The organism is Bradyrhizobium sp. CCH5-F6 (genome assembly GCF_001556045.1).
In the GTDB taxonomy this organism is placed as follows: Bacteria; Pseudomonadota; Alphaproteobacteria; order Rhizobiales; family Xanthobacteraceae; genus Bradyrhizobium.
Genome location: NZ_LSIC01000199.1, coordinates 44,305 through 61,818 on the forward strand (window position 1 = coordinate 44,305; position 17,514 = coordinate 61,818).

The 17,514-nt window shown below is 62.5% G+C and carries 14 protein-coding genes; all 14 read left to right on the forward strand.

All coding sequences use genetic code 11. The annotated features are described in order from the left end of the window. The first annotated feature begins 2 nt into the window (after nucleotides 1–2). The 14 genes from AX729_RS34940 (at nucleotide 3) to AX729_RS35005 (ending at nucleotide 17,462) form a co-directional block, all read left to right on the forward strand. Nucleotides 3–1,814 (forward strand): GMC oxidoreductase, encoded by a 1,812-nt coding sequence (locus tag AX729_RS34940; protein ID WP_082770616.1) that lies wholly within the window; start codon nucleotides 3–5, stop codon nucleotides 1,812–1,814. Between the two features lie 169 nt (nucleotides 1,815–1,983). Beyond that, complete coding sequence (locus AX729_RS34945; RefSeq protein ID WP_245325506.1) at nucleotides 1,984–2,976, forward strand: cupin domain-containing protein; 993 nt, start codon at nucleotides 1,984–1,986, stop codon at nucleotides 2,974–2,976. Nucleotides 2,977–2,998: 22 nt separating this feature from the next. Continuing rightward, complete coding sequence (locus tag AX729_RS34950) at nucleotides 2,999–4,315, forward strand: cupin domain-containing protein (protein ID WP_061028970.1); 1,317 nt, start codon at nucleotides 2,999–3,001, stop codon at nucleotides 4,313–4,315. A 117-nt stretch (nucleotides 4,316–4,432) separates the two neighbouring features. After that, a complete protein-coding gene (locus AX729_RS34955) occupies nucleotides 4,433–4,870 on the forward strand; it encodes a hypothetical protein (RefSeq protein ID WP_156457375.1) in 438 nt (145 codons plus the stop codon). Nucleotides 4,871–5,136: 266 nt separating this feature from the next. After that, a complete protein-coding gene (locus tag AX729_RS34960; RefSeq protein ID WP_061028975.1) occupies nucleotides 5,137–6,837 on the forward strand; it encodes a tyrosine-type recombinase/integrase in 1,701 nt (566 codons plus the stop codon). 247 nt (nucleotides 6,838–7,084) lie between these two features. Next, on the forward strand, nucleotides 7,085–7,528 hold the full coding sequence (locus AX729_RS34965) for a hypothetical protein (RefSeq protein WP_061028977.1): 444 nt from the start codon (nucleotides 7,085–7,087) through the stop codon (nucleotides 7,526–7,528). Then, the gene (locus AX729_RS34970) at nucleotides 7,515–8,141 is read left to right on the forward strand and encodes a class I SAM-dependent methyltransferase (protein ID WP_061028980.1); all 627 of its coding nucleotides are present in this window, start codon (nucleotides 7,515–7,517) and stop codon (nucleotides 8,139–8,141) included. The genes AX729_RS34965 and AX729_RS34970 overlap by 14 nt, the downstream gene beginning before the upstream one ends. 265 nt (nucleotides 8,142–8,406) lie before the next feature. After that, entirely contained in the window at nucleotides 8,407–8,619 is a 213-nt protein-coding gene (locus AX729_RS34975; protein WP_063817328.1) for a hypothetical protein, read from the forward strand. Between the two features lie 136 nt (nucleotides 8,620–8,755). Continuing rightward, nucleotides 8,756–9,961, forward strand: a complete 1,206-nt coding sequence (locus AX729_RS34980) for a cysteine desulfurase family protein (protein WP_082770617.1) — start codon at nucleotides 8,756–8,758, stop codon at nucleotides 9,959–9,961. Between the two features lie 2 nt (nucleotides 9,962–9,963). Further along, a complete protein-coding gene (locus AX729_RS34985) occupies nucleotides 9,964–10,917 on the forward strand; it encodes a DUF4007 family protein (RefSeq protein ID WP_061028985.1) in 954 nt (317 codons plus the stop codon). Further along, nucleotides 10,910–14,386, forward strand: coding sequence for a hypothetical protein (locus AX729_RS34990; RefSeq protein WP_061028987.1), 3,477 nt, complete (start codon nucleotides 10,910–10,912; stop codon nucleotides 14,384–14,386). Before AX729_RS34985 ends, AX729_RS34990 begins: the two co-directional genes overlap by 8 nt. A gap of 14 nt (nucleotides 14,387–14,400) precedes the next feature. Beyond that, nucleotides 14,401–15,234, forward strand: a complete 834-nt coding sequence (locus AX729_RS34995; RefSeq protein WP_061029001.1) for a phosphoadenosine phosphosulfate reductase family protein — start codon at nucleotides 14,401–14,403, stop codon at nucleotides 15,232–15,234. A gap of 28 nt (nucleotides 15,235–15,262) precedes the next feature. Further along, nucleotides 15,263–17,122: a hypothetical protein gene (locus AX729_RS35000; RefSeq protein WP_063817327.1), complete on the forward strand. Its 1,860-nt coding sequence runs from the start codon at nucleotides 15,263–15,265 to the stop codon at nucleotides 17,120–17,122. A 34-nt stretch (nucleotides 17,123–17,156) separates the two neighbouring features. Continuing rightward, complete coding sequence (locus tag AX729_RS35005) at nucleotides 17,157–17,462, forward strand: hypothetical protein (RefSeq protein ID WP_156457376.1); 306 nt, start codon at nucleotides 17,157–17,159, stop codon at nucleotides 17,460–17,462. Nucleotides 17,463–17,514: the final 52 nt, after the last annotated feature.

Sequence of the window (17,514 nt, forward strand, 5' to 3'; positions counted from 1 at the left end):
ACATGGCCGAGTTGCGCGACCGGTTCGACGTAGTGGTAATAGGCAGCGGGGCCGGCGGAGCGCCAATCGCCTACGAACTCGCGAGGGCGAACAGGTCGGTGCTGGTGCTCGAAAAGGGACCGCTTCTGCGCACTCAGGACGAACGCGGTCCGGGCAGGCTCAGCGATTTCAAGCGCGACGAGATGTTCAACGCCGGCCCCGAACGGATCATCACCACCCCGGGCATGGTCAACACCGGCGCCAGTTTCTTCACCAGTCACGTCGAACCGGATCTCAACGACGAACCTCACGTCTTCACGAACGTCGACCGCCCGCAAGACGGTTCCAAGATCACGATCGAGGGCTATACGGCTCAGGTCGTAGGCGGCGGCACGCAGCTATATGGCGCGGTTTCTCTCCGTTTCGCCGAACGAGACTTCAAGCTCAAGACCGCGAACGAGGGACGGGCGCTCCGCGGCGATCCGGGCAAGGACGCATTGAAGCACGTGATCGACTGGCCATTCGATTACGATGCCCTCGAGCCCTACTACGTAAAGGCCGAGCACCTCGTCGGCATAAACGGCACGGTGGCCGGGCAAGCCAAACGCTTCTCCAGAGACAGCTACCAGACGCCCCGGCCGCCCAATCCGATCAGCGAATTCGCGCGATTGGGTATGGAGCGACTTGGCCTTCAGACCTATCGCACGCCGCTCGCAGTCATCACGGAGAATCACGAACCGAGCGGTCGGACGGCGGGCGATCCGAAGGTCGGCTACGTCAATCGGTACGGCGATCCGCTCGGGTATAAGTCGAATACCTGGGTTTCATTGCTCCGGCCCACGATACGCGATCGTCACGATCTAGAACTCCGCGCGAACTGCGTCGCGACCCACCTGGAGGCCGACGGCCGCACCATCTCGAAGGTCCACTACCGCGATCCGAGCGGCAATCGTCGCAGCGTCAGCGGCAGAATCGTGGTCGTCGCTTGCTCGGCGATCGAGTCCGTCCGCCTTTTGATGCTCTCGGCCGAAGAAGACCGGAGCAATTTCGCGTCTCTCGTGCGTTATCAAGAAGACGGCGGCCTGCTGGGGCGGTTCTTCCTGACGCATGCATTCGGCGGAGCCGAGGTGCAGATCAAAGGGCAGCGCTTCGACAAGTCGATCTCGCTCGACAGCGACTACGCCACCGATGCCTGCGCGTCCGAGGACTTTCTGAACGAGCACGGATTGTGGGCAGGAGGCGCCATCTACAACAACACGTCCGACCAATGCTTGCCTATCACAATGGCCCGCACCGAGGGCGATACCGATCTCGATTTCTTTTGGGGCGGCTTCATGGGCGCCCAAGACCATACGTCGGAGGCCGCGCTGCAGTGGCTCAACGGAGCGTTCGGGGCGCGCCTCTCCGCAGCATTCATGGCCAACCAAGTGCCCCGCTTCGAGAACAGAATCGAGCTTCACCCGGACGTTCGCGACAAATGGAACCGAAAGTGCGGGCACGTCATCAAGAACTTCCACCCGCACGACGAACAAGTGATGAGTTCGTTCGCCGAGGTGTGTAGACAGATCATGCTCAGGGGCGTGCCAGAGTACACCGAATTGGGGTGGGGCTCGGTCTACGGCAACGCAGTCCGTATCGCCAACCACATCCTCGGCGGCGCGCGGTTCGCTCCGAGCCGCGAACTCGGCGTGCTGGATCCCAACTGCCGGGTCTGGGATGCCGACAATCTGTACGTCACCGACGGCTCGTTCATGCCCACGTCCGGTGGTGCCAATCCGACTTTGACGATTCAGGCGAACGCATTCCGCGTTGCTTCCCACTTGATGACGATTTGAGGATCGGATGGACCCGAGATTCAACGACATCGCCGCCGATCCCCGCACTTCCATATTCGAAGTCGTATTCTTCCCCGATCGGGTCTATCACGCTCAATATCTGAATGCGACGCGCAGCAGTCGCTATCGCTACGTCGTGCAGGAGGTGCGCGGAAAGTCCGACAGCAACGTGCTCAAGGGCTTCGTGTTCATCGACGGACTGCAGATCTGCAATTTCCTGCGGATCGAGGCGCGCGGAGGTCGCCTGGCGGAAGTCGTCCGCGAGCGGGGCCGTTTCATGGGGCCAGACATCATGGCCAACGTCGGCCTCACGACAGTCGATGGGCGCCGGGTCGATGCCCAGGTGCGGATGCACTTCTGCCCGTGGATCCACGCCTTCCAGGTCGAGCTGTGGGAAACGCTCGATGCGCCTGCCGGCAAGCATCACGACTATCAAATCCTGGACATGATGGGCTATCGCGGTCCGATCACAAAGGTTCCCGCATTCGCGGCCGCCCTCTCCGATCTCGACGCGCTCAGGCGGATCGATCTGGCGTTTCGGGAGAACGATGTTTCTTATCCGTCGCGGGTCACCATTTCGGACGCCGACGCGGCTTGGGACAATTACTATCAACGGAACGTTCAGGTACCCAACACTCAAGATCCCAGCAGCGACCAAAACACGGTCCGCCAGGACGGATACGGCGTCGACTTCCAACGCGGCTGGTTCGTCAGGAAAGTTCGCGACATTCCACCCGTTCGCTATCGCAACGGGATGATGGAGGCGGGCAATCCGGACGCAAACGACGCGAATGTCATCGAAATGAGATGGGTGCTTCAGCAGGAATTCGGCGGCACCGTCGTCTTCTTCCATGAAGTGACCATCCCTCCGCATACGATCGAAGGGACGCATCAGCACATCGGGAGCGAGGAGCTCTACTATGTGTTCGAGGGCCGCGGGATTGCCTACATGGGGGCAAAAGACGATCCGGCGCTCGCCCGGGACGAGACCATCCCGGTGGTAGAGCGAAAGATCATCTACGGTCTCGATCCCAAGCCATGCAAGAAATTGGACGTCGGTCCGGGAAGCGTGATCTACACGAAGAGCGGCGGTATCCACGGAATCGAAAATCCTTACGACGAGCCGCTGCGGTTCGTCGCCTTCTTATATCACAGCACATAATCAAGTCGGGAGTTCGCCGACCATGTCCATTGTCGACGCGGAGATCGCAAACGTAAGAACGTTTCCGCCAAATACTCGCCCGAACTACGACCAGAACAATCCCATCTGGAAGCTCGTCAAGGTGCTTGAGGCCGTAAATCCCCAAGCCGATCGTGAGCATTATCTTCCGGAAACGCTCCAGCATCTGTTCGGCCTAGAAAGTCTTGCCCTTCTCGGACCTTCGGGCGACGATCGGGATCAGAAAGATCCGCGTCGGCAGGACGCGAAAGAAGATTTCCGGAAGCAGAACCTCTACGACTTCGTATTGACGGGTACGGAGATTACCCGCGGCTTCGCGCGTGCTGGCGATTGGATCGGAAGTTTTCTTCGCATCTCGTACGTTCCGCGATCGCCGCTTGTGGGGCCGGATGGCGTCTTTCCGGGCGATTCCATTCGGCTCTATCTCAAGGTCGGGCAGGACGAAACCGGGTCAAATTATCTGGTCGTTCCCTACAACGAAGATACCGCCCGCTACGAGCTGGAGCTTTGGGCCTATCCTCGCGAAGATCTGGCGGCGCAACTGGGACCTCGGGGCAGGGATGCCGTCGCCCGGCGCGCCATCCTGGCCAGGCCCGGTCTGGTCCGCGGCCAGCTCAGCGACTTCGTCGGCGCCCCGTTCGACGATGCCCGCGCGAACGCTCGGGCCGCCGGGCAAGGCATCGACATGATGGCCCGTATGCCCAACCATACGATGCATCCGATCCGCCCCCTGCGGCTCGAGCTTGCCTGGACGGACGCCGGCGAGACGAAATGGGACAACGCGAACGGCCGCAACTACGTCTACGAGTTCTCGATGGCTGTCCGTGGGTGGGGCAGTTACTTCTCGATTGGCGACAGCCAGAACCCTCATGGCGGCGTCGGTGGGCTCGAATACCGCAATCTCTATTCGAACTATTTCGGTCATGAGAGCCAGCGGCGCGGAGAACTAGGGGCAGCGTGGACACCTGAACTTGGCCGCGTGCTGAGAGATTGGCAATTCGATGCCGATCGTCAAAAGCCCTCCAAAAAGGCCCGCGAGGACTTTTTTGCCGTCGACTACATGGATCTCCACATCCTGAAGCGCGCTGCAATCATCGGAATGCATCGGCACCGCGACAATCAGGAAGTCTTCCTGCTGATGGAGGGACGTGGACTCATGGTGATGGGCGATTGGGAGAAATTCCCTTCACGCGACCGCGCGGTCGAGCTTCGGATCATGAAGCCGGGCGACCTGTCACTGGTCAAGCCGGGGCAGTTTCATGCGCTCGTCAACCTTCTGGATGAAAATCTGCTGCTTTTCATGTTTGGCGGCTACGATTGATATGAAGAGAGCAACCGCTGGGGACACGGCGTTTGCCCGCCGGATCGCTGCGGCGATGCCGGCATGCACGTCGTACGCAGAGGATTCGGCCTAGCGACCCGCCTACAGGAGTCGACAATGGGTTCAGACGATCTGATCACGAGGGAGCGATCGGCAATACTCGTTTCGGGGGGGACCGGGGCGTGGACAGACGGCACTACCATTCGACTCGATTGGATCTTCCATTTTCTGGGGTCGCGAGCGGGCCACTACAAGGCCGCCCCGGTGAAAGTCGCGGTGCATCCATCCGATGCGAGCTTGGTGACCGGGGCTACGCTGCGCATCGTCGAACGAAGCCGTTACTCGGGGATGATCGCGAAACAGGCGGAATTCCGCTTGCTGCAAAACGGAGCGGGCTTCGGAGCCGAGCTCGAATGGGATTCGACGGTCAACAACTCCGAACAGGAATTATCGATTCAACTTGACACGACCGTCGCCGACACGCCTACGATGTTGCTGGCCGATCCCATTTCCAGGCGAAGAGATTTCCTCATTTCCTTTCCATCGGAAGCCTAGTCCCACGACGCCGCAAACTTTGGCAAGTTCGTAACCGGCTGTCCGACATCGTCGGCGGATAACCGGCTTGGCGACAAGCGTTGGGACACGGATCATGCCACCGCAGCGCACCTGCCGCGGCGAAGAGGCATCGAAACCGTGCGTTCACGCGCGATCCGGTCATCGAACCGCCCGCCCCTTCGGACCCTCGCGAGCTTAGCGAATAGTTCACGGTATCGGACGATAATGCTCGGCCGTCATCCATCGCCGGTCCTCGGAGCGTCGTCGTGCCGAAGAAGAAAGAACAGACAGAGCGGGGACCGATCCGAGACAAGGCGGGCGTCTACCACTATCGTCGCCGGATTCCCGACGACGTGCGGCGGGCGCTGCGCGAATTGGACGCGAATTCCGTTGCCAACGGTCCGAAGCACGACAAGCGCGAGGAAAAGAAGCGCCTCGGCCGAAACGAGGGGCTTGCCAAGGCCGCCTGGGACAAGCACGATCGCGCCGTCGAGGCCAAATGGGCGGCACTGCGAAGCGGCCTATCGGCCGAACTCTCGCGGATCGAAATCCAGGCTCTAGCCGGCGAGATCCATCGCCGCTGGCTCAAGATCTATCCGCCCGGCGAGGCGAACTCGCGAGAGGATGCGAGCCATACGTTGCGCGTCATGCAGGAGATCGACGGCGAGATCGAAAGGGAGTTCACGTCCCCCGCTTTCGACGACGACCGGCTCGAATTTCTTCACGGCGATCACGTCGATGCGGTGCTGGCCGCACGCGGCCTGACCGTGAGCTACGGCGTCCGATGGCTTCTGATCGCCGCCGCGCAAGCCGCCGCCAAGCACGCCTGCCGGGTCGCGATCAGGAAAGCCGGCGGCGATCTGCGCCCCGATCCGGATGCGGACCTCTATCCCGATTGGCCGGATCCCGAGAACACCACGCTGTCGGGCCTGTGCGCCGCCTGGACCCGGCGGACGCCCGACGCGAAACCCGATACCCACGCCGCCTTCAAAGCGTGCGTCGACCAATTCATCGCCTTCGCCGGACACAACGAGGTCTCCGAGGTGACCGTGGACCAACTGCGCAGATGGCTGGAGCACCTGAAGGTCGCGCGGGGACTGAGCGATCTGCGGATCAAGGACGGATATTTCGCCGCCATCAAGACGATCTTCAACTCCGCCCGCAAGCAGGGCCTCATCCGCGTCAATCCGTGCGACGCGATCGTCCCCGAAGGAAAGCCGCTGCCGCGGAAACGCGAGAAGGATCTCCGCGACGGCGAGATCTACGCGATTCTGAAGGCCAGTCTCGGTCCCCACGAAGAGGTCTCGCGAGACGTCGCGAACACGCGCCGGTGGGTGCCGTGGCTGCTCGCCTATACCGGCGCGAGAGTAGCCGAGATGACCCGGCTTGAGTCGAAGCACATCCTGTTCGAAGCCGGCGTTTGGGCCATCGACATCCAGCAGAGCAAGAACGGACGGCCTCGCATCGTTCCGATCCACCGTCACCTCATAACCCAGGGCTTCCTCGAGTTCGTGCGGGAGCGCGAGGGATCGCCCCTGTTCTTCGACACCGAAAAGCTGAAGGACGAGCCTCTCGTCGTGCACAAGACCCGTGCCGAGGGCTTGGCCGAATGGGCACGGAAGATCGCCAAAATAGAGATTGGCTCCGTTGCTCCCAACCACGGCTGGCGACATCGTTTCAAAACCGAGTGCCGCCGCATATCGATGGACCGGGAAGTACGGCTTTATATTCAGGGCCACTCGTTCAAGATGGAAGGCGAAAAATACGGATTCTTTCCCGTCGACGTGACCGCCGCCTGGATGGATCTGTTCCCGACCTACGTCGTGACGGAACGCGCGCTGCACGTCGAGCGGGTCGGCGGCAACGACGTAATCGAACGGGCGCTCGCCGTACTCCACAACGAGAGACGGTCACGAGCCGCCGCACAGAGCAGCGTAGGTCTCAGGGCGGTCATGCATACGAGATAGGACGCGATCGGATGAGCGTGGCGCGGGCCGCCCGACGGCCGCTCCGCCGGAGAGGCCGCGGAGTAGGCGACAAGAGATCAGAGCGGCGCACGCGCTGCGGATCGTCTTGCGGAGGCCGATAGTCCGTCGTGGCGAGAACCCGAGCCGCGCTCCGTGCCGTCCGGGCAAAACTTTGGCCGGATGGAGTGCGGATCGGTTAGAATAGACGGGCTCTCCGCCACGGAGCGATGATTCGCCGGAGCCCTCAATGACCGATACGAACGATGCAGTGGAAGCCGCTGCAGAACGAGACTTTCAGCGCAAAAAGGTGATCTTCGAGCAGGACTGCCAAGAGTTCCGCTCCCTGAACGGCTTCCTGTGGCAGATCCCGGTTATCGTCTCCACGCTGACCGGAGGCTTGTGGTTCGGCGCCGGCAAGATCGACGACCGCTTCCTGCAAGCGGCGCTCTTTCTGCTCGCGGGTTGCGCAAACCTGTGCTTCGTGTTCGTGCTGTGGCGACTTAGAAGCGGCGTCATGGAGCCTCTGCTCGGCCGGATCACCGAATATCAGGGCCGGCCGCGAAACGCCGGTAAGTACACGATGATCATCATGTTCTCGTTTCTGCTGGTATTGTCTTTCCTCCTGAGCGTCGCGGCGGTCGTAATGACGCTGACTTCAAAAGTCGGACCGGCCTGCCATGTGTCCACCTGAAACCGCCGCCCTCACCGCCGCAACCGACCGCTACTACGAGGAGCGCTCGGAAATCCTGCTGCGGAAATACGAGCAGGTCGGTTTCGAAGACGTCCATGCGGACCTGCTCGGGCTGATCGACGGCGTGACGGGCAGCGCTCTCGACATCGGTTGCGGGTCCGGGCGCGATGCGGCCTGGCTCGCGCGGCACGGGTGGCTAGTCACGGCCGTCGATCCTTCCGCCGCCATGCTCGTCGGAGCCAGGCGGCTCCACCGCAGTCTTCGCATCCGATGGATGCAGGACGGTCTGCCCAAACTGGCAAAGGTCGCAAGCCTCGGCGCGACATACGATCTCGTGCTGCTCAGCGCGGTATGGATGCACGTTCCCGAGACGCTACAGGCCGAATCCGCCGCGACGGTCGCCCGCCTGACCGCGCAGGGCGGGATCGTCAATCTGACGATACGATCCGGCGGGAGCGAGCCGGAACGGGGCTTCCACGATACGGATGTCGATCTGCTCGGCGCGACATTCGCCGAACATGGCATCCTGCCCGTCGACGACGTCGTCGACGGCGACATATTCGCCCGGGAAGGGGTGGTATGGAATAAGCTGACGTTCCGGAAAACGCTCTGACTGCCACGCGTTCGGCGATGATAGGTCGGGCACCCAGTCACCGGATCGATTGTCCACATCTATATATCTGAATGGCATAAATAGAATAGATATCCGACTCATTCTAACCTATTGCATCTGCCTGCGAATCTGACGGCCTTTCGAGGGGGTGGTCGAGAAGGGCAGTGGTCGGATTTCGGGGAAAAGGCCGGCCGTCGCGCGATTGTGCTTGCTGGTAACTACAACGTATGGGACGGATTCGATCGGGCTCAGGGCGGACTACGGCATGGAAGAAAAGGGGAAATCCGTTCGGAGAGGCAAGCCTGGGCGCAAACCGGTCGAGGGCAACGACCTGCGCAAATTTTTGGCGACGCTTGAGGCGGAAACGATCAAGGGACTGAAGCATGCCGCAATTCAGGAGGGGACCACAGCCTCCGAAGTCTTGGAAAAGGCTGCCGCCGAATGGTTGGTGCGACGGAAGGCGGGGGCGGTGAAATAATGAAGCGTGGGGGTGCGCCGGGATTTCCTCGGCAGTTTTCGTTCTCCGATCTGCAGGCCGCGTTTCGGGACGCTCGCGGATCCCGGGCCATGAGAGACTGCGCCGACATCGCGGCGGTCCCGTTCGGGTTCGACCTATGAACAGGGTCGAGCTGGCCGAAAGAGGGCGGCCGGCCCGGGACGACCGGGTCGCTTCGGCGCGTCCAATATATATGGACCACCATGCCACCACCCCGGTCGATCCGAGGGTCGCGGACGTCGTACTCGATGCGATGGTCAACGTCTTCGGCAATGCGAACAGCGTCGACCATACGCATGGCGAGGCGGCGCTGGAGCTCGTGGAGCGGGCGACCGCGGAAGTCGCCGGCCTGATCGGTTCCGACGCCGCCGGTGTCAGATTCACCTCCGGATCGACCGAATCCATTCGGCTCGCCGTCGGTCACGCTATCGCGACGCGCCGCAATCGGGTGTTGCGGATAGCGGCGACGACGGTGGAGCATCAGGCGGTGCTCGATGCCATCAGAATCGGGGTCCGCTCCGGGCTTGCCGAAGTCATTTGGATCGAAGTCGACGCCGAGGCCAACCTTCGTGCGGAAAGTCTTCAGGCCGCGTTATCGGAGAACGTCGATCTCGTCTGCGTCATGGGGGCGAACAACGAAGTAGGGACGATCTATCCGGTCGAGCAGATCGCGCGCGACGTTCATCTGGCCGGTGCGAAGGTGCTGGTGGACGGCACCCAGGCGGTCGGACGCGCGGACCTGAGAGTGCTGGATTGGGATCTGGACTATCTCGCATTCAGCTCCCACAAGATCTACGGCCCGAAAGGGGTCGGAGCCCTTGCCGTCAGCAGCGACGCGGTACATTCCGAAATCACGGAGCATGTCCTGGGGCATGACGGCACGTTGAACGTCCCCGGGATCGCGGGTTTTGGAGAGGCTTGCCGTCTGATGAGGGTGGAGGGTGCCGGCGACGAGAGGCGTATCAGAGCGTGCCGCGATCGCCTGGAAACCCACCTCCTACGCGGCCTTCCCGACATCGTGGTGAACGGAAACCGTGGCAACAGGCTGGCGCACAACCTTCATCTCTCTGCGCCGGGGATACCCAACGACGCGGTCATCGCCAGGCTGCGCAACAAGGTGGCGGTCTCGACCGGCGCCGCCTGCTCGTCGGGAGCGCAGACGCCGTCTCACGTGCTAAGGGCCATGGGCCTGTCGGAAAACATGCAGGAAGGCGCGATCCGGATCGGACTCGGGAAGTACACTACCCAGGACGAAGTCGATCGCGCCGCCGCCGAAATCGTCGCGGCCGTCCGCGGAGTCGCCGGATCGATGCGGGGAGTTTGAGGATGATTGAAGGCGCGTTGATCTCGAGCCCGAACGAGGTGCTGCGGTTCTCCGGACACGAGACCTTCGCCTGCCGTTACGCGTGGCTTCCGAAGGCTTATAGGGCGATCAAGGCCGATCCGGCGGCGTTCGCCGACGAGCAGGCCGCCATGGTCGATCTCGGTATCGGCAAGAACATGGTTCGGTCGCTCCGGTTCTGGGTCGAGGCGACAGGCCTGGCGGAGCCGAAAAATGGGGATCTTCGTCTGACCGACTTCGCGCACGCGATCTTCGGCCCGAGGGGATTCGATCCGTACCTCGAAGATATCCGCACTCTGTGGCTTCTCCACTGGAAGCTTTCCTCACGCCGGAAGGGCGGCCTGTTCGCATGGCGCTTCCTGCTGAACCACTGGCCCTATCCCGAACTCACGCGCTCGGAAGCGCTCGGCGCGTTCGCGAGGGAATCGGTCAAGCTCGGCCACTCGCACTCGGCGATCACCCTCTCCCAGCACTTGGACGTCTTCCTGCACACGTATCGCCCGACGAAGTCGGCCGCTGTCGGCATCGAGGATTCTCTCGATGGTCCGTTGGTCCAGCTCGCGCTGCTGCAGCCCGTAGGAGAGCGAAAGGTCGACGGCGAGCGCTGGGAAAGCGTCTACTCGTTCAGGCGCGAACCGAAGCCGGAAATATCGGATGCGCTGTTCGCCTATTGCATCTCCGAATTCTGGGACAATTTCCGACCGGGCGAAAAGTCGTTGACCCTGCGCGAGGTCGCGTTGGCGCCGTGCTCGCCCGGTCAGGTCTTCAAGCTGCCGGAAGACGATGTCCGCAACAGGCTCGAGCGCGTCGGAGCTCCCGGCCGTACGGCTGCCTTCAACTATCAGTCCTCCGCCGTCCAAGGACTGCTGTCCCGGCAGAAGGGGGGGCGCGCCCCGACCTTGGCCGACGTCTACTCGGAGATGCCCGAACATGCATAAGACTATCGGCGGCCTGTTCGACATTCCGACCAGATTCCTTCGGTCCGTCCAGATCGATCGCGACTTCCACGACGCCGCGGCGTGCAGGAACTACATCGTCACGCCTTCCATGGCGGACGCCTTCCTGCGCATCGCCGAAGGTCTTGCCGCGGGATCTGGACGCCGGGCCTGGCGCATCACCGGCGATTACGGCGTCGGCAAATCCTCCTTCGCGCTGGTTCTTGCCCATCTGCTTTTCGATCGTTCGCCGCCGGACATTTCGAAGATCGCCCGCGCGATCGATTGGCCGAAGCGTGTGCCGGTCATGTTTCCCGTCCTGGTCACCGGCTCCCGCGAAGGAATCATTCCCGCCATCGCCCGCGGCGTCGCCGAGGCTCTCCGCAAGCGGCGCGCCCAACCAGGGCGGATTCCGCAGGCGGTGCTCGATATCGTAAGTTTCGCCGAAGACGTCGAACGATCGGGCGACCTCAAGGGACTGGAGAAGCTGATCGGGAAGATCCGTCAGCATGCCGGCGACAACGGTCAGGGCGTCTTTCTCGTCATCGACGAACTGGGAAAGAACCTCGAGCACGCAGCCCAACGGCCCGAATTCGAGGACGTCTACGTCCTGCAGCGTCTGGCGGAGCTGGCGGCCCGCAGCGGCGAGCGCGCGTTCGTGCTGCTCGGATTGCTCCACCAGGGTTTCCATGCCTACGCGGAGAGCCTGCCGTCGGCTGTCCGTCACGAATGGGAAAAGGTGGCGGGTCGATTCGACGAAATCGTCTTCGACCAGCCGCTGGCCCACACGGCCGCTCTCGTCTCGGGAGCCCTGAACATCGACCTTCGTCGCGTTCCGGACGCGGTCTGCGCTGCCGCCAGACGTACCGCGAATGCAGCAGCCGCGGCCGGCTGGATCGGATCGGCCAAGCGCAATCTCGATGTTTTCGGCTCGGGACGAACCTATCCCATCCATCCCACCGTGCTGCCTGCCGTCGTCAGGTTCTTCGCCCGCTTCGGCCAGCATGAACGTTCGCTTTTCGGATTCTTGCTCTCGACCGACCCGTTCGGCGTCCAGTCGTTCTCCAACCGAACCATCGACCCGGGCACCTGGTACGACCTCTCCGAGTTCTACGACTATGTCCGCGCCGTCTTCGGGCACAAACTCGCCGGAGCCAGCTATCGGAGCCAGTGGCTCCGCATCCTCGAGACCATCGACGGGGCTCACGACCTCAGTCGGCTTGCGGAACGCCTGCTGAAGGCGATCGGCGTCCTGAACCTTCTAGACGCCGACGATCTCGCCGCCACCCACCGTGCGCTGATCGCCGCTTTCGCGCCGAAGAAGGAAAGAGAGGTCGAAGCTGCGTTGAAGGAGTTGACCGCGGCCGGCCTGGTTTTCCGCCGTGGCCAGAACGGCGCCTACCGTCTTTGGCCCAATTCCAGCGTCGACCTGGAAGGAGCCTTTCAGACGGCATCGCGCGCTCTCGGACCTCTCGAAAGCGTCGCCGACAGTCTTCTGCCCTTTTTGGATCGAGAACCACTGCTTGCGCGACGTCATTACGTCGAAAGCGGTACGATGCGCTACTTCGAGGTCAGATACGCCAAGGTCGATGCCATTTCCCAGGTCGCCGCAAAGGATACCGATGCGGACGGCCTCGTCGTCATCGTCCTGCCCGACAGCGAGGCCGACCGAGCCGCCGCCATCGAGGCATCGGCTTCTCCGTTCTTCGCGGAACGGAAGGACGTGGTCCTGGGTATCCCGGGCCCGTTGCGCTCGTTGGCCGTCGAATTGCAGGACCTCAAACGGTGGCGCTGGGTGACCGAGAACACCCCAGAATTGTCCGGCGATGCGTATGCGTTGGCCGAGGCGACCCGGCAATCGGCTTCGGCTCATCGGGCCCTGAATGCGAAGGCGGCCAAGCTGGTCGGAACGCAAGGCGCGGCCGTCCTCGAGATGGACTGGTTTCTCGCCGGACAGAAGGTCGTGCTTCCGAAGCGCGGAGGAGCCTCCGCACTTCTTTCGGAGATTTGCGACGGTCTCTACCCGCAATCGCCGCTCATCGCGAACGAGCTTCTCAACCGGAACAGTCTGAGCAGCGCCGCGGCCGCAGCCAGGATGCGGTTGATCGAGGGCCTCTTCACGTCCGGCGACAAGCCGTTCTTCGGCATGGACGCCGAAAAGGCGCCGCCCGAAAAGTCCATGTATCTCTCGGTACTGCAGAAGGGCGGCATCCACGTGCGCGACGGCCACGGCATGAAGATCGTCGAGCCCGGCGCAAAGGCCGACGTCCTGCGCCTTCGCCCCGCGCTGAATGCGATACTCGCAAAGATCGAGAGGGCGCATGGCGGCCGCGTATCGGTAGCGGACATTCTGGCCGAGCTGAAGGCGCGGCCCTTCGGGGTCAGGGCGGGAGTCGCGCCCCTGCTGTTGGCGATCCTGCTGCAGACCAGAGGACACGAACTCGCCGTGTACGAGCACGGCACGTTTCTCCATCGCATGCGAGCTGCGGATTTTCTGAGGTTGACGAAGTCACCCGCGACCTTCGAGATCCAACACTGCCTCGTCGAGGGCATCAGGATCGAGGTCTTCAATCATCTGGCGAGCGCGTTCGCGGAAGGTGTGGGAGGCGACAGAAGGCCCGATCTGCTGGACGTCGTGAGGCCCCTCTGCCAATTCGCGGCGCAATTGCCCGAGTCCACACGCCGGTCGACGGCGCTCGGCGCCACCGCGATCGCGGTCCGCGACGCGCTCCTGTCCGCGCGCGAACCCGTCGTTCTGCTCTTCCAGGATCTTCCTCAGGCCTGCGGGATCGGGAAATTCGATCCGGGCGATGCGCCCAACGCGGCTCTCGTGACCGGCTTCGTGGCATCGCTGCAGGATGCGATCGGAGAGATGCGGGGCGCATATCCCGCATTGCTCGAGCGGATCGTCGCGAGCGTCTCCGAGTCCATCGGAGAAGACAAGAAGACGTTCGACCGGGCCAAGCTGGCAGCGCGCGCGGCCCGCGTCACGCTGGCGGCCCGCGAACCGCGGCTGCGGACGTTCGCGCTCCGCCTGCGGGATCCGGGACTTTCGGACGACACCTGGGCCGAGGCTCTGGCCAGCTACGTGGTATCGAAGCCTCCGGCGCGGTGGCTTCCGGGAGACGAGACCCGGTTCTGCGAAGAGATCTCCGCCCTCGCCGAACTGTTCAAGAAGGTCGAGGTCGCGGCGTTCGGCGCCGGTGGAGATGCGCCCAATCCAATGGCCGTGCGGTTGAATCTCACGAGAGGCGATGGGGTCGATCTCGTCCGGGTGATCGAACCCCGCCTGAAGGAGGATGCCGCGACGGCGGAGCTCTTCGGTGTCTTCAACAACCTGCTTCCCAAGGACCAGCAGGCACGGATCGACGTACTGGCGCGCATGCTCTGGGCGGAGCTCGGTGGAACGCACGAAGCCGGCGCCGACAATGCCAACGCAGGGCACCCGGCGAATTCGAGGTCAGCACAGTGACGGATTACGCGAACTTGGGACACGAACTCTTCGAAGGCCAGAAGCCGCGGCACGTCTTGAGCCTGTCCGGAGGAAAGGACAGCGCCGCTCTCGCGATCTACATGCGCGACCGCGTTCCCGAAATGGAATACATCTTCCACGACACCGACAAGGAGCTTCCGGAAACATACGACTTTCTCGCGCGCCTCGAAGCGATCCTGGGCAAGCCGATAGTCAAGACTTCGCCGACGGACACCTTCGATCATTGGCTCTCCGTGTACGGCGGCATGCTCCCATCCAATCACCGCCGGTGGTGCACCAGGATGCTGAAGCTCAAGCCTTTCGAGAACTACATCGGGGACGGCCCGGTGATAAACTACGTCGGCCTCAGGGCGGACGAAAACCGCACGGGCTACATCAGCACCAAACCGAACATCAAGGCGGTCTATCCTTTCCAGGAAGACGGCCTGGTCCGCGCCGACATCATCAGGATCCTCGAGGAGTCGAGCCTCGGCCTTCCGCCGTACATGGCGTGGGGAAGGTCCAGATCCGGCTGCTACTTCTGCTTCTACCAGCAGAAGATCGAATGGGTGCGTTTGAAGGAGCGGCATCCGGATCTGTTCGAGCGCGCGAAGGAATACGAGGAGCGGAGCCTCGGCTTCGGCGAACAGTTCTACTGGTGCCGGTCGGAGTCGCTTGCGCAGTTGGAGCGGCCGGAGAGAGTGGCGGAGATCAAGCGGAACTGGGAGGCAAGCGAGGCGAAGAAGCGCGCCAGCCGCAAGAACCTGGCGCTGGTCGAAACGCTCGGCGGCCTTGAGCCCGAGGACGACGGCCACTTAAGAGACGGGTGCCTGGTATGCTCGCTTTGACCGCAGACCTTGCAAAGACGACGGAGCGGTGTCGCTAGTGGCCTCCGACGGAGAAAAATGGATCAGGTTCCTGCGTCAGTACGGGCCGCTGCCCCGTAACGAAAGCATGTTCGACGAGCACATCAGCCGATCCGCCCGACGACTCAAGATCCGGCAGATATCCTTCAAACATCCGCTCGAAGACGCGCTGTTCTCCGTGTTTCGCACCGGAGCGGGGGAGCCGCGCTCCGTCGTCCTCACCGGCACCGCGGGGGACGGCAAGAGCCATCTCTGCGGGCGGGTCTGGGAAATGCTCGGCGGATCGAGCAAGGAATGGTCCACGAACGAAATCTATTTCCAACTGAAGAACGTGGTCATCGGCGGCCGCACCGTGACGGTCCACGTGATCAGAGATTTCACCGCCCTTCCGGATACGGACGACGCCGGCCGGTACGTCGACAAGAGCGAACTTCTGAGCAGGATGGCGGCCTCGCTGTTCGCGGACGAGCCCGAGGACGTGTTCCTGCTGACGGCCAACGACGGCCAGCTCATGGAAGCCTGGCGCAAGGCCTCCGGTACCGACGCCGTGCGCACGCGCGGAATGTTGGAAGCACGCCTGATCAACGAAGCGGATCCCGAGCCTGACGCCAAGCTGACGTTCCTCAACTTGAGTACCGTGTCCAGCACCGCCGTGTTCGACTTGGTCTCGGCAGCCCTTCTGGAGCATGAAGGATGGTCGAGATGCTACGAGGAGCAGCAGGAGTTCGGCTTCTTCGGACCCCGATGCCCCATCCGCCGGAACTACGAACTGCTCAAGGCGCCGCTCCTGCAGAGCAGACTCCGAAGCCTCTTCCAGCTCTGCGACTTCAACGAACTTCACACGCCGATCCGGCGCGTGCTCATGCTGCTGGTGAATGCGATCCTGGGACATCCGGAGGCCAAGGAGCAGCTGTTGCTGCCCGGCGACGTCAGAGGCGTCGTCGAGCGGGGGGCGGGCTACAAGGCCAGCGTCTACGGCAATCTGTTCGGCGCCAATCTCGCCGGCACCAAGCGCGAATCCCTCGAAATATTCGAATACTTCTCGAGGTTCGGAATTGGTCAGGAAACGACGAACCGCATCGACAACATCCTCATCTTCGGCGCAGAGGACGAGAAGCTGCTTCCCTACTACCAGTCGCTGATGGTCGAGGACGCCTTCTACGGAGCGACGGACAGATTCCGGGCGGCGCAGCACGACTACGTGGAGGGACCCGAAAACGTCACCGGGGACGAGCACGAATTCCTGGACATGCTGGTCGACCAACGTCGCGCGTTGTTCTTCAAGATCCCGCCCGACCTCGCCGACGAACTCGAGCTTTGGCACATGACGGTGTTCACCGGCGCAGGAGAGTTTCTGAACGACGTCGCCGGTCCGTTGAAGGCGGGTCAGCCGGTCGGCAGGAAAATCGTGGAACGGCTCGTGAAGGGATTGAACCGGATCTTCACCGGCATGCTCGTTTCCACCGAGCGGGAACTGCTGTTGGCGACCAGCCTTTCGCTCTCGACCGCCCGGGTCAGTCAGCTGCTCGAAGATCGAATTCCGGTTCGGCCGCGGGGGCAGGAATCCGTCGAGATAACGACGAGGCGGGGTTTCCCATCGTTGGACGTCTCGCTCCCGGGAGGAAAGCTCTGCTCCCTCCGTTTGAATCTGACGCGGTACGAATTCCTGATGCGCGTCAGCGCCGGCGCGCTCCCCGGAAATTTCTCCCGGGAGTGCTACGAGGACATACTGGCGTTCAAGAGCTCGTTGCTGTCCACCGCCAAGCCCCATGAGACCGAGAGCGGCGCGACCGAACTGTCATTCAGGCTCCTCAGTCTGGACCCGATGGGTAATCCCATCGACGAAACCGTGGAGGTGGCAGTTGCTTAGTCCGCCGCCGCCGGCCGCCCACCCGGACAACAAGATGTGGGTCGACGAACAGATCTGGGGCCATCGCTTGTGGGACGCTCAAAGTCCCTGGCTCATATTCCTGGAATTCCTGACGGTCGCCGAGGCGTGCCATCGCGAAGGACGCCTTCTGCAGGGGCTTTCGGTCGACGATCAAAACCGACCCGAACCGCTGAACTTCCGCCCTTACAAGCGCATGTATCTCCGCAACATACTCTACAACAACGAGGAGTTATTCCGCATCGCGGAGAAGCACGCGGACGATGCGACCGCCTGGCGGCTATGGCTCCAATGGATGCAGGATCACGCGCAGGCGATATGAACTTCCTCCGAATGAGTGGACACCTGTAGTAGGCTCGTTGAGCCTGGAGGTG

Excerpts from the sequence above, each read along its gene's own strand:
- AX729_RS34940 (WP_082770616.1), top strand. The coding sequence starts at position 3 with ATGGCCGAGTTGCGCGACCGGTTCGACGTAGTGGTAATAGGCAGCGGG.
- AX729_RS34950 (WP_061028970.1), top strand. The coding sequence starts at position 2,999 with ATGTCCATTGTCGACGCGGAGATCGCAAACGTAAGAACGTTTCCGCCA.
- AX729_RS34955 (WP_156457375.1), top strand. The coding sequence starts at position 4,433 with ATGGGTTCAGACGATCTGATCACGAGGGAGCGATCGGCAATACTCGTT.
- AX729_RS34965 (WP_061028977.1), top strand. The coding sequence starts at position 7,085 with ATGACCGATACGAACGATGCAGTGGAAGCCGCTGCAGAACGAGACTTT.
- AX729_RS34970 (WP_061028980.1), top strand. The coding sequence starts at position 7,515 with ATGTGTCCACCTGAAACCGCCGCCCTCACCGCCGCAACCGACCGCTAC.
- AX729_RS34975 (WP_063817328.1), top strand. The coding sequence starts at position 8,407 with ATGGAAGAAAAGGGGAAATCCGTTCGGAGAGGCAAGCCTGGGCGCAAA.
- AX729_RS34980 (WP_082770617.1), top strand. The coding sequence starts at position 8,756 with ATGAACAGGGTCGAGCTGGCCGAAAGAGGGCGGCCGGCCCGGGACGAC.
- AX729_RS34985 (WP_061028985.1), top strand. The coding sequence starts at position 9,964 with ATGATTGAAGGCGCGTTGATCTCGAGCCCGAACGAGGTGCTGCGGTTC.
- AX729_RS34990 (WP_061028987.1), top strand. The coding sequence starts at position 10,910 with ATGCATAAGACTATCGGCGGCCTGTTCGACATTCCGACCAGATTCCTT.
- AX729_RS35005 (WP_156457376.1), top strand. The coding sequence starts at position 17,157 with ATGTGGGTCGACGAACAGATCTGGGGCCATCGCTTGTGGGACGCTCAA.